Annotated in this window: 8 protein-coding genes; 4 read left to right on the top strand and 4 right to left on the bottom strand. The window is 59.2% G+C overall.

What is annotated here, in order from left to right; translation table 11 throughout:
• Positions 1-242 precede the first annotated feature (242 nt).
• From AC0QKW_RS12800 to ptsP, 3 genes are all read right to left on the bottom strand, one after another.
• Positions 243-2,057 (bottom strand): PTS fructose-like transporter subunit IIB, encoded by a 1,815-nt coding sequence (locus AC0QKW_RS12800; RefSeq protein WP_473151460.1) that lies wholly within the window; start codon positions 2,055-2,057, stop codon positions 243-245.
• A gap of 197 nt (positions 2,058-2,254) precedes the next feature.
• Positions 2,255-3,211, bottom strand: a complete 957-nt coding sequence (gene pfkB / locus AC0QKW_RS12795) for a 1-phosphofructokinase (RefSeq protein ID WP_473151459.1) — start codon at positions 3,209-3,211, stop codon at positions 2,255-2,257.
• Positions 3,208-5,655, bottom strand: a complete 2,448-nt coding sequence (ptsP, locus tag AC0QKW_RS12790; RefSeq protein WP_473151458.1) for a phosphoenolpyruvate--protein phosphotransferase — start codon at positions 5,653-5,655, stop codon at positions 3,208-3,210. The genes pfkB and ptsP overlap by 4 nt, the downstream gene beginning before the upstream one ends.
• Before the next feature lie 447 nt (positions 5,656-6,102).
• Here ptsP and AC0QKW_RS12785 point away from each other — a divergent pair, with 447 nt between their 5' ends.
• The 4 genes from AC0QKW_RS12785 (at position 6,103) to AC0QKW_RS12770 (ending at position 10,719) form a co-directional block, all read left to right on the top strand.
• Positions 6,103-7,278: an ABC transporter ATP-binding protein gene (locus AC0QKW_RS12785; protein WP_473151457.1), complete on the top strand. Its 1,176-nt coding sequence runs from the start codon at positions 6,103-6,105 to the stop codon at positions 7,276-7,278.
• Positions 7,279-7,405: 127 nt separating this feature from the next.
• The gene (locus tag AC0QKW_RS12780) at positions 7,406-8,710 is read left to right on the top strand and encodes an ABC transporter substrate-binding protein (RefSeq protein ID WP_473151456.1); all 1,305 of its coding nucleotides are present in this window, start codon (positions 7,406-7,408) and stop codon (positions 8,708-8,710) included.
• Positions 8,711-8,873: 163 nt separating this feature from the next.
• Positions 8,874-9,728, top strand: coding sequence for an ABC transporter permease (locus AC0QKW_RS12775; RefSeq protein ID WP_473151455.1), 855 nt, complete (start codon positions 8,874-8,876; stop codon positions 9,726-9,728).
• A 175-nt stretch (positions 9,729-9,903) separates the two neighbouring features.
• Entirely contained in the window at positions 9,904-10,719 is an 816-nt protein-coding gene (locus tag AC0QKW_RS12770) for an ABC transporter permease (RefSeq protein WP_473151454.1), read from the top strand.
• A gap of 6 nt (positions 10,720-10,725) precedes the next feature.
• Here AC0QKW_RS12770 and AC0QKW_RS12765 read toward each other — a convergent pair whose 3' ends face one another.
• Positions 10,726-11,517 carry a DUF305 domain-containing protein gene (locus tag AC0QKW_RS12765; RefSeq protein WP_473151453.1) on the bottom strand — a complete coding sequence of 264 codons (792 nt, stop codon included), beginning with the start codon at positions 11,515-11,517 and terminating at the stop codon, positions 10,726-10,728.
• Between the last annotated feature and the right edge of the window lie 267 nt (positions 11,518-11,784).

The following is an 11,784-nucleotide window of genomic DNA, read 5'->3' as shown; positions in this document are numbered from 1 at the left end:
CTAAATCCTTTATTGAGTTCGGTAAATGAAAATGAATCTGGCATCTAAAAAAGTCTATGGATAAAACGATAGCATTTCTGTTTCACAAAATAATCGGGTGAGCAATTGGTTTTTCTAATCGTGGTGAAAGGTTGAGCTATGGCTAGACCCCAGGGGGCTTCTACGGTCAGCCCACGGGTATTGGCTGACCGCAGCAAGAACCCCCTGGGGTCTGGGCGACTAGATGTCGGGTTTAGGCGACTCTACGCCTCGGCGATCGCCTCTCGCTTTTTTGGAAACCAGTGCTTGAGCTGCACGGTGACCAGTGCGGTGACCAAGGTGCCAGCGGCGATCGCCACAATATATAGCCCCACGTTCTCTACCGCGTTTGGTATCGCCAGCACAAAGATGCCGCCGTGGGGGGCGCGCAGGGTGCAGCCAAAGGCCATGGACAGCGCCCCGGCCACCGCAGACCCGGCAATGCAGGCGGGCAAAATTCGCAGCGGGTCGTTGGCCGCAAAGGGAATCGCCCCCTCGGTAATAAAGGAAATGCCCAGCACCGAGGCCACCTTGCCCGCCTCTTGCTCCGCTTGGTTGAAGTATTTTTTGGAAACAAAGGTGGCCAGCGCTAACCCCAGGGGCGGGGTCATGCCCGCCGCCATCACCGCCGCCATGGGCGCGTAGATGTTGGTGGTCAGCAGTCCCACCGCAAAGGTGTAGGCCACCTTGTTGACGGGGCCGCCCATGTCGATCGCCATCATGCCGCCCAAAAGCAGCCCCAGCAGCACGGCGTTGGTGCCGCTCAGCCCCTCTAGGTAGGTGGTCAGGCCGTCCATAATGAAGCGCACCGGGGCACCAAAGACATAGACCAGCAGTAGCCCCACCACCAGCGTTGCCAGCAGGGGAATCACCAGCACCGGCTTGAGGCCCTCGAAGTTGGCGGGCAGGTTGACCTTGTCGCGCACAAACTTGGCCACATAACCGGCGAGAAAGCCCGAGAGAATGCCGCCGAGAAAACCCATGCCCAAATTCGCCGCTAACATGCCGCCGATCAGACCGGGGGCAATACCGGGGCGATCGGCAATGGAAAAGGCAATAAAGCCCGATAGCACCGGCACAATCAGCGCAAAGGCTGCGCCGCCGCCAATCTGCATCAGCGCGTCGCCAAAGCTGCCCTCGGGCGGGTTGATGCCAAACACAAAAGACAGGGCGATGATCAGGCCCCCAGCCACAATCACCGGCAGCATGTAGCTGACCCCGGTGAGCAGGTGCTTGTAGGGGCCAGAGCGACCTTCAGAACGCTCGGCCTTGGCGCGGTTCACTTCATCCAGATAACCGCTCTCGGCTGCGCCGCTACCGCCCCCGGCTACTGGTGCATCTAGCGCCGCAGTGACGACATCGGCGCCGCTGTGGATGGCGGCTTTGGTGGAGGTTTGGTACAGTCGCTTGCCGCTAAAGCGAGACAGATCTACGTGGGTGTCAGCGGCGACGATCACCGCGTCGGCGCGGGCAATTTCTTCATCGGTCAAGGCATTTTGCGACCCGACAGAACCCTGGGTTTCAACTTTGATGTCGTGGCCCAGCTTGGCGGCCCCCTGCTTCAGCCCCTCAGCGGCCATAAAGGTGTGGGCAATGCCCGTGGGGCAGGAGGTGACGCCGACAAAGAACCTGGTAGCAGCGGCGGATTCTGCCCCAGACACCGCGCTGGAGACGTCCTCCGGCAGCGGGTCGTGGGGGTGGGGCGTGGTTTTGATCGCCCCCAGGCTGGGGCCGTGCCCCACCAGAGCGACGGCGCTTTGAATCACCATCTCGGTATTGCGGATGGCCTCGCTGGTGGAGACGGCGTAGACGGGTTTGCCGGAGAAGCGATCGCGCTCCACCGGCCCATCGGCCCCCACAATCACCACATCGGCCTGTTGGATATCGTCAGGGTGGAGAGCGGTGGCGACAGCACCGCCCTGGGCCTCGGTCGCAATCTCATAGCCCATCGCCTGGGCAGTGCGCTTAAGAGCTTCCGCCGCCATCTGGGCATGGGCGTTGCTAGAGGCGCTAGCGGTAACAGCAACGATTTTGGTCATAGCGTGTTTGGGTAGAAGGGTGGATGGGGGAATGGGTGGGGCGTAGGGTGCATTCGCGCCGCAATGCACCGCCTAGGACCGTGTTTTGGGTGGTGCATTGCGGCGCGGGGGTGATCGATTCAGGGCCTAGGGGATCTGGCCGCGTAGGCGAAGCTGCGCCTGGGGTGCTATGCACCCTACGGGGATTGGCACGGAGATCACACCACCTCCTGGAGGGTGACGAGCTTTTGCATGGCGTGGATTTTCTCCATCGGGGGTAACCTCGGCCCGATTTCCCCCAGGGCACCCATCGAAAACGCCGTCGCCAGGGTGGCGCAGATTCTCAACGGATGCCCCTCAATCAGCCCTGCCACGGTGCCTGCCACCATGGCATCGCCTGCGCCAACGGTGCTTTTGATCGCCACGGGCGGCGGCTGGGCGTGGAAGGCCTGGGTGCGATCGATAAACAGCGCCCCCTCGGCCCCCATCGACACCACCACGTAGCGAATGCCGGAGGCGATCAGCTCGCGGGCGGCGGCGACAACCTCCGCGTGGCTCTCCAAGCGGGTGTTCAGCACCTCCTCTAGCTCCGCCTTGTTGGGCTTGATCAGGTCGGGTTTGGCGGGCAGGCCAAAGCGCAGGGCGTCGCCGCTGGTGTCGAGAATTACGGTTTTGCCCTGGGCTTTGAGAGCACCGATCAGCTCGTCGTAGATGTCGGTGGACATGCAGGCGGGCACGCTGCCCGAAAAGACAAACCAGTCGCAGCTCCTGGCCAGGGCGTGGATGACATTGCGCAGCCCATCGATATCCTGGTGGGTGGGGGCCTGGCCGGGGTAGTTGATGTCGGTGACCTGGCCCTGGGCGTCGTCTACGATTTTAATGTTGACGCGGGTTTCGCCGGACAGATAGACAAAGTGATCGTCAATGCCCTTGTGGTGAAAGAGGGCTTTGAACAATGCATCATTTTCCTTGCCGAGAAATCCTGTGACGCTGACTCGATGGCCCGCCTCGGCGAGAAAAGAGGCCACATTCACGCCTTTGCCGCCCGCATCATCCTGTTTCCAATCGACCCGGTTTACCGCATCGGCGCGAAAGTTGGGAATTGAGACCGTCTGGTCGATCGCTGGGTTGAGCGTCACCGTAGTAATCCGCTGCATTCTGGGGGGGTGGGTCATAGCGCCCTCACCTCCTCGGCGGTGCGACAGGCGATCGCTTTCTGCGCTAGCCGCTGCATCTGCTTCATCGAGGCCCTCCGCAGCCGCGCCTTCACCTTAGGGATGCTGGGGATATCCATGCTGAGTTCTTTGACCCCCAGCCCGGCGAGAATCATGGCGCCCTGGGGGTCGCCCGCTAGGCCGCCGCAGACGCCCACCCACTTGCCGGAGAGCTTAGCCCCTTGCACGGTTTGGGCGATCGCCCGCAGTACGGCAGGGTGCAGGGCCTCGGCCTGCTTCGCCAGGGTGGGGTGGCCCCGATCCATCGCCAGCAGGTACTGAGTCAGGTCGTTGGTGCCCACCGAGAAAAAGTCCACTTCCTGGGCAAATTCTGCCGCCATTAGCACGGCGCTGGGCACTTCCACCATCATGCCGATTTCGACGGGGGGGCCATCCGTCGCCGCCTGCACCGACTCCAGCACCGTCTTGGCGGCACGAATATCCTCTAGCGTGGCGATCATGGGGAACATGATACGGATGTAGCCGCCGCGCGCCGCCCGCAGAATGGCGCGAAGCTGGGTCTCAAACAGGTCGGTGCGCTCCAGGCACAGGCGAATTCCCCGAATGCCGAGGAAGGGATTTTCTTCGGCAGGCTGGTTCAGGTAGGGCACGTGCTTGTCGCCGCCAATATCCAGAGTGCGGACGATCAGCGGCAGGCCGTGGAGGGCGTCGGTCATCTGGCGCAGCGCGTCGTACTGTTCGTCTTCGCTGGGGGGCGCACTGCGGTTGAGAAAGAGGAATTCTGTGCGCAGCAGCCCCACACCTTCGGCCCCGGCTTGGATGGCGGGGGCGGCATCGGCTGGGCCACCGATGTTGGCGACGACTTCAATGCGGTGGCCGTCGGTGGTAATGGCGGCCTGAAAGCGAGTTTGCTGCTCTACATCGCGCAACTGGGCGCGATCGCCCATGGCCTGCCTTGCCTTCGCCAGATCTGCCTCGGTGGGGTTTGGGTAGAGCTGGCCTTTGTCGCCGTCGAGAATCGCTGTGGCTCCCTCTGGCAAATCCAGAATTTTAACCCCCGCCCCCGCCACGGCAGGAATGTTGAGCGATCGCGCAATGATCGCCGTGTGGCTGGTCGCCCCGCCCGCCGCCGTACAGAACCCGTGGATTTTGGCTGGGTCTAGGCCCGCCGTATCGGAGGGGGCCAGATCGTCGGCAATGAGAATCACCGGGTGATCGGGCAGACCCGCCCCCGCATCCCCCTGGCCTACCAGCCGCGCCAGCACCCGCTGCCCCACATCACGCACGTCTGCCGCTCGGCCCGAGAGCACCGGGTCGGCCAGCGCCTCTAGCTCCTTAGCCCTAGCCTCGATCATCTGCTGCCAGGCCCAGGGGGCACTGTGGTGGGGTGGAATGCGGTTCAGCGCCTCCTGTTGCAGTTCGGGGTCAGATAGGAATTCCCGATGGGCTTGAAAGATGGCGGCCTTGGCCTTGCCGGAGCGTTCTTTAATCGTGTTGTACAGCTCGGCTAGATCGGCATCGGCGGCGGCGATCGCATCCCTCAGCCGCCCCTGCTCGGCCACCGCATCCTCAGCGGTTTCGGCAAATTCTAGTTTGGTATGGCGGAAGCGATACAGGGGAGCAATGGCTAACCCTGGAGATGCTGCCACCCCGCCTATCGCAGGGCTCTCCAAGTCTAAGGCAGACAATTCCAGTGCGGGACTGGCCGCTACTTCATCCTCTTCCTCCAGCCCATCTTCTACCGCCTGCTGCAAAGCATTCAGCGCCTCGGTGGCATCGCTGCCCTTGGCCAGCACCCGCACCACGCCATCGCGCTCAACGCCGAGCTTGAGCAGCGACATTAGACTTTTGCCGTTGGCCACCTGGTCGCCGTAGCGCACTCGCACCTCGGCGCTAAAGGATTTTGCCAAATCGGCAAACACCGTCGCAGGTCGAGCGTGCAGGCCCGTTGGCGCGTCGATAGTGAGGTCTATAAACTGGTCAAAGCCGTCGGTATCCAGGGTTTTGACCACGGTGGACTGGCCGGTGAGGCGATCGCAGATCACCTGCGCATTTTCTGTCTCCACCAGCTGTTGGACAGCGGCAGGATCGTCCAGCACGTGGGTCAGGTTGGTGAGAATTTGCAGGTGCTCATCCGACTTCGCCGCAATGCCCACCACCAGCCGCACCACCTCGCCGGGGTTCCACTCCACCCCGGCAGGCATTTGCAGCACCACAATACCCGTGGTTTCAATCAGGTCGCGCTGGGCGGGCTGCCCGTGGGGAATGGCAATACTGTTGCCGAGGTAGGTGTTGGCCTGGGTCTCTCTCGCCACCATGCTGTCGATGTAACCTGCCTGAATGCGGCCACGACTGACCAGCAATTCTCCCGCCTGACGGATCGCATCTTCTTTACTGCGGGCAGTGGCCTTAAGCCGCACATCCTGCGGTGTTAGGTTAATCATTCAGCCGTCTCTCGTTGGGACAATAAAGCGAGCGTAAACGTACAAAACCAGCCCAGAATTCTGATATTTCCTGGCTAGAGATTGACGATTGCAGGGCGCTTCTCCTATGCCTTAATTGTTCAAGACCTGAGGAAATCTAGGGAAGGTTTGTCATATTTCCTTAGACATCGCTTAAAGATTTGTAGCGAACCTAGGCGACTAAGCGAGCTTTGCATCTCGCAATATGTCTAGGCAAACCGTTAGGGTCATCCGCTCATTTGACGTAATATGCAGACTTAGAAAAACCCGGCGGCTCCGGCGTCCTCGCTAAAATGTATCCCTGCATACAGTACACATTGAGAGAGAATTTTATAAGTGAGCTGATTGAAAGGCGCGGTAGAACTGGCTCTTGCCCAGCTGTTTTATCCCATTGATCGAGTACATCAAGCGTTAAAAAGTGGCCTTACTATGCAAGACGTACAACTAGAGCCAGTACTCGCCCTTGAAACAGTGCCTGCAGACCTTCAGGCCGAAGCTAAGGGAGTTTCTCTCCGGGATGTCACAAAAAGCTACGGCTCATTTGCTGCCGTTCAAAATATTACCCTCGACATTCCCGCCGGGTCATACACCTGTCTATTAGGCCCCAGTGGCTGTGGCAAAACCACCACTATGCGCATGATTGCAGGCCACGAAGATATTTCTAAAGGCGATATCTACATCGGCGACACCCGCATCAACGGCATTCCCGCCACCCAGCGCAACACGGCGATGATGTTTCAAAACTATGCGCTGTTTCCCCATAAAACCGTGTGGGACAACGTCGATTTTGGCCTCAAAATGCGCGGCATGACCAAAGCCGACCGCCAGCACCGCGTGGGTGAAATGCTAGAGGTAGTGGGGCTGAGTGGTTTTAGCGATCGCAAGCCCGCCCAGCTCAGCGGTGGTCAACAGCAGCGGGTCGCCCTCGCCCGCGCCCTGGTTACTCGGCCCCAGGTGCTCATGCTCGACGAGCCCCTCAGCGCCCTCGACGAATCCCTGCGGGTCAAGACTCGCGGCGAGCTGCGCAAGCTTCAGCGCCAGTTCGGCATGACCTTCATTCAGGTCACCCACAACCAAGACGAAGCCTACTCCCTCTCCGACCAAATCGTAGTTATGGACCACGGTCGGGTTGACCAAGTGGGCACCCCCAGCGAAATCTTCACCAAACCCCTGTCGAAGTTTGTGGCCCGGTTTACCGGCGACAACAACATCTTTGCGGGCACCATCACCAGCGCGGTGCAAGACACCAGCGGTCAGCTCATCCAGCTCGATGTGCCGGAGTTGGGCCACCTGCTCTGCCTCGGCGACTACGCCCAGGTGGGCAGCGAAGCCGCCTGCTGCATCCGCGCCGACCTGATGCAGATCAAGTCTCTCGACGAAGCGGAGCAGTCTACCTGCGGCCCCGCCACCAACCGGGTCACCGCCCGCATCACCGCCGTCGAGTTCACCGGCTACGTCACCCGTGTCTCGCTGGTGCTAGAGCGCAGCGGCATGGAGGTGCTCTACAAGGCTCGCACCCCCGACTGGCTCACCACCTCATTCGAGGAAGGTCAGGTGGTTGTACTCGACTGGGCTGCTGCCGACTGCGTTTTTCTGTCCCACTAACCCTCTATCCGAGTCCAGAGGTAGAACTCTACCTGTAGGAAAACCACAGATCCTGAACTGGACTCGGCCTGGGCAGATCCAGCCTTCTCCTCCACACCCTCCGCCGTTCATTCATTAATCGTTCACCATGGCTCAGTTTTCTCGTCGTCAAGTTATCCGCACCGGTCTCGCTGCTGGCGCATTTCTCACCGCCACCCGCTGCGCCGCCCCCTCCGGCACGCCCAACAACCCGGCCCCCGGCCCCCAGGTCAACACCAACCAAACCAAAGACGTCACCCTGCGGCTGATTGGCACCGGCGTCTCGCAGATCAACGACATTCGCGACAAGGCCCAAGAAGACCTGGGCTTTAAGTTCGACATGCGGGCGCTGAGCACCGAAGAAAACAACCAGATCGCCATCACCCAGCCCGGCCAGTACGACATCTTCGACGGCGAATATTTCAGCCTGCCTCTGGTGGTGCCCTCCGGCAACCTCCAGCCCATCGACATCAAGCGCGTCACCAACTACGACCAAATTGTCTCCTTCTTCAGAACTGGCGAGTTCAAAGGCATGCCGGTAGAAGGCTCCCAGGGCACCGCTCCCTACCGAGTGCAGTACCTCACCGGGCCAGACTCAAAAGAATTTTCTCCCACCCCCACCGACTTCGCGACGCTAATTCCTTTCCAGTACAACGCCGACACCCTGGGCTACCGCCCCGACCTGGTGGGCCGCAAAATCGAAAGCTGGGGCGAGCTTTTTAACGAAGAATTTAAGGGCAAAACCTCCATCCTCGACATTCCCCAGATCGGCATTATGGACGCGGCCATGGTGGCTGAGTCGCTGGGACTAATGACCTTTGGCGACAAGGGCAACATGACCAGGGCCGAGATCGACCAAATCATTGAGATTTTGAAGGAGCAAAAGGCCAACGGCCAGTTTCGCGCCTTCTGGAAGACCTTTGACGAGTCGGTCAACCTGATGAGTTCTGGCGAAGTGGTGCTGCAATCGATGTGGTCACCCGCTGTAACCGCTGTGCAGTCCCAGGGCATTGAGTGCATCTACGCCCCACTCAAAGAGGGCTACCGGGGCTGGGGCGGCGGCATTGGCCTCTCCAAAAATCTGGAGGGCATTCAGCTCGACGCCGCCTACGAATACATCAACTGGATGCTTGACGGCTGGGTAGGAGCCTTCCTCGGTCGCCAGGGCTACTACAGTGCTGCGCCCGAGACCGCCCGCAAGTTTATGTCTGCCGCCGAGTGGGATTTTTGGTACGAGGGCAAGCCTGCCGCCGAAGACATCGTCGACCCCTTCGGTAAGACCTTGGCCAAAACCGGTGTCACCCGCGACGGCGGCTCCTTCGACGAGCGCTTTGGCAACATCGTCTGCTGGAACTCGACCATGGAGGAAAATACCTACCTGGTGCAGAAGTGGAACGAGTTTATTGCGTCGTAGATCCCCCTGGTCTCTCGCTGCCATGATGTGCCCTCACCCCCAGCCCCTCTCCCCCAGGGAGAGGGGAGCCAGAATATGCAAAGTCCCTCTCCCCCAGGGAGAGGGATTTAGGGTTGAGGGCCACAACCGAGGCTAGAACAATCAACCTTGGAATATTTTCCCCATGTCTGAAACCTGGAAAACCCTCAAGCCCTACGCGCTGATCACACCGCAGACATTGGTATTTCTGCTGTTTCTGGTGTTCCCCATTCTCATGATTGGGGTGGTGAGCTTTTGGGAGTTTAACGGCTACTCCATGACCCCGGCCTTTACCCTCGACAACTATCGGGGGATTTTGACCGATGTGACCTTTAAGACCTACCTGAATACGTTCAAGTTCTTGGGGTTAACCTGGCTGGCGACGCTACTGATTGGCTACCCGGTGGCCTATTTTTTGGCCTTTCATGTGCCCAAGCTAGAGTGGCAAATTTTGCTGTTTCTAGTGTGTACTATTCCCTTTTGGACGTCGAATATCATTCGTATGATCTCCTGGGTGCCGCTGCTGGGGCGCGAGGGTTTGGTCAACCAGGGGCTGATGGGCATTGGTTTGATCCAGGAGCCGCTCCAGTTTTTGCTGTTTTCAGATTTTGCGGTGGTGCTGGGGATGGTGCACCTGTACATCATTTTTATGATTGCGCCAATTTTTAACAGTTTGATGCGCATTGAGCGATCGCTCGTCACTGCCGCCGAAGATCTCGGCGCCTCAGGGTTTCAAACTTTTAAGGAAGTGATTTTGCCGCTGTCGGCACCGGGGATTGCGATCGGCTCGATCTTTATCGTCACCCTGATCATGGGCGAATTTGTGACGGTGCGGCTGATGGGCGGCGGGCAGTCGGCCTCGGTGGGCAAGCTGATTCAAACCCAGATCGGCAGTTTGCAGTATCCCCTGGCGGCGGCCAATGCGATGGTGCTGCTGGCGGTGACGATGCTGATCATTGTCTCCATTCTGCGGGTGCTGGATATTCGCAAGGAACTGTAGAAAACCGTCCCCTCCTAGGAGGGGTGCCCGATAGGGCGGGGTGGGTCTGCAAGGTTCTGGGCAGACCCACCCCTACCCCTCCCAGGAGGGGATGAACCCACCCCTGCCCCTCCCAGGAGGGGATTTGGCGAACCGTAGGGTGGGCATTGCCCACCATTCATCCTAGAAAATCACCATGCAAAAACGCTCTCTTTCTTTCTACCTGCTTCTCGCCTTCTTTTGCCTCTTCGTGCTGTTTCTCTACGGCCCGATGATTACCATTTTTATGCTGTCTCTCCAGGGACCAGAGGGGGGGCTGACCTTCCCGATGAAGGGCCTTAGCTTCTACTGGCTGGGGCAGGTGTTTCAAGAGCAGCGGGTGGGCAACTTTATTGAGCCGTTTGTGCGATCGCTCTTTCTCGGCTTTGTGGTGGTGGCCATTACCCTGACGGCTTCGGTGTTGGCCAGCATGGGCTTTCGCCAGCGGTTCAAAGGTTCGACGGTGATCTTTTACATGACCATCGCCAGCCTGATTGTGCCGAGCATTTTGGTGTCGCTGGGCATTGGGGTGGTGTTTCAGGTGATGGGCTGGCCGACCAACTGGTTTACCTCGGGGCTGGGGGCGCACCTGACCTGGACCCTGCCGATCGCATTTTTGATCATGCTGGGCATCTTCAACCGCTTTAACCCCTCCTACGAAGAGGCTGCCCGCGATTTGGGGGCTACCGACTCCAAGACTTTCTGGGAGATTGTGATGCCGCTGATTGCCCCAAGTTTGCTGGGGGTGGGGCTGCTCACCTTTACCCTCTCCTACGATGAGTTTACCCGCACGTCGCTGGTGTCGGGCCAGCGCAACACCCTGCCGCTGGAGATCTTCGGTATGACCACCAACGTCACCTCTCCGGCCCTCTATGCCCTGGGGACTTTAACGACCATCTTTTCGGCATCCCTGATTCTGATTGCCTTTTTTGCCTACAACGAGGTGGTCAAGCGCCAGCAGGGCAAAGCCTAGGGAGATCTATTGGTACCAGTCTTGATACCACTGCTGCATTTGGTTGATTTCAGCCGTCTGGGTGTCGATGATGGTTTGGGCCAGGGCTTGCATTTCAGGACGATCGCTATTGCTCACCATCATCTGCGTCATCATCACCCCCATCTGATGGTGGGGTATCATCTCTTCGATAAAGGCCCGGTCAAAGTCTGGCGCGTTTTCTAGGGCGCTTAGATCGCCGGTCATCGACCTCATGCCCATACAGCCCATGCCTGGCTGCCAGCCCGACTGCCCCAGGCCAAATCGGCCATTCCCACGGTAGCGGTGCATACCCATGCCCTGGGGCCGGTTGCCAGTTTGTGGAGAGAGTTCGGTATTGTTCCACGGTGAGCCGCCCCGGTTCCACCCCATCATCCCCTGGCCCGGTATCGGCAGTGGTACATCAGCGCCGTACCACTGCCGATACCAGGTGCGCATTTGCTCATTTTCTTGGGTCTGAGACTGTTTGATCGATTCGGCTAGGGCCAAAATTTCAGGGCGCTGCGATCGCTCTAGGGCTAGGTCAGCCATGGCGATCGCCCCCTCATGGTGAGGAATCATCATGATAATGAACCGCTGCTCGGCCTGGGTGATCGTGCCCGGCATGCCTGAAACCGTCGAAGTTTGAGGCCCAGCCCCCTGGGTTTGAGCCACAGGGATCGCTTCACCCCCCGGTGATGCTTGCAAACTAGGGGTTTGAACAGCCGTCATCACCAGGGCTGTAACGGCACTGCCGGCGGCAAGGCTAGCAAGGCTATAAATCAGAAGTTTTTTATCCATGGTGTAGTCCTCTTGGGCGCTAGTTGTGCGCCGGGTAACACCAAATCTTGTAGGCTCATCCCCGTTGAATCAGGGCGAATACCGGAGGCCGTTTGACAGAGCCGCCCTCGCGTTTTTATCGAAGGGCGGTGAAGCGGGGGTGATGGACTCGGATTTGATGAGAAGTCCTATATAAAGAAGATCGTACCAACCTCGAGGGGTTTAGCGATTGCTTAGTCAGATATCTTCACTGCAATTGGCTACAGAAAGCTGGCCAAAAAGAGCGTT

It is taken from the genome of Pseudanabaena sp. PCC 9330 (genome assembly GCF_055795045.1).
This window is presented reverse-complemented; position numbering and strand designations above follow the sequence as displayed.

Excerpts from the sequence above, each read along its gene's own strand:
- AC0QKW_RS12800 (WP_473151460.1), bottom strand. The coding sequence starts at position 2,057 with ATGACCAAAATCGTTGCTGTTACCGCTAGCGCCTCTAGCAACGCCCAT.
- pfkB (WP_473151459.1), bottom strand. The coding sequence starts at position 3,211 with ATGACCCACCCCCCCAGAATGCAGCGGATTACTACGGTGACGCTCAAC.
- ptsP (WP_473151458.1), bottom strand. The coding sequence starts at position 5,655 with ATGATTAACCTAACACCGCAGGATGTGCGGCTTAAGGCCACTGCCCGC.
- AC0QKW_RS12785 (WP_473151457.1), top strand. The coding sequence starts at position 6,103 with ATGCAAGACGTACAACTAGAGCCAGTACTCGCCCTTGAAACAGTGCCT.
- AC0QKW_RS12780 (WP_473151456.1), top strand. The coding sequence starts at position 7,406 with ATGGCTCAGTTTTCTCGTCGTCAAGTTATCCGCACCGGTCTCGCTGCT.
- AC0QKW_RS12775 (WP_473151455.1), top strand. The coding sequence starts at position 8,874 with ATGTCTGAAACCTGGAAAACCCTCAAGCCCTACGCGCTGATCACACCG.
- AC0QKW_RS12770 (WP_473151454.1), top strand. The coding sequence starts at position 9,904 with ATGCAAAAACGCTCTCTTTCTTTCTACCTGCTTCTCGCCTTCTTTTGC.
- AC0QKW_RS12765 (WP_473151453.1), bottom strand. The coding sequence starts at position 11,517 with ATGGATAAAAAACTTCTGATTTATAGCCTTGCTAGCCTTGCCGCCGGC.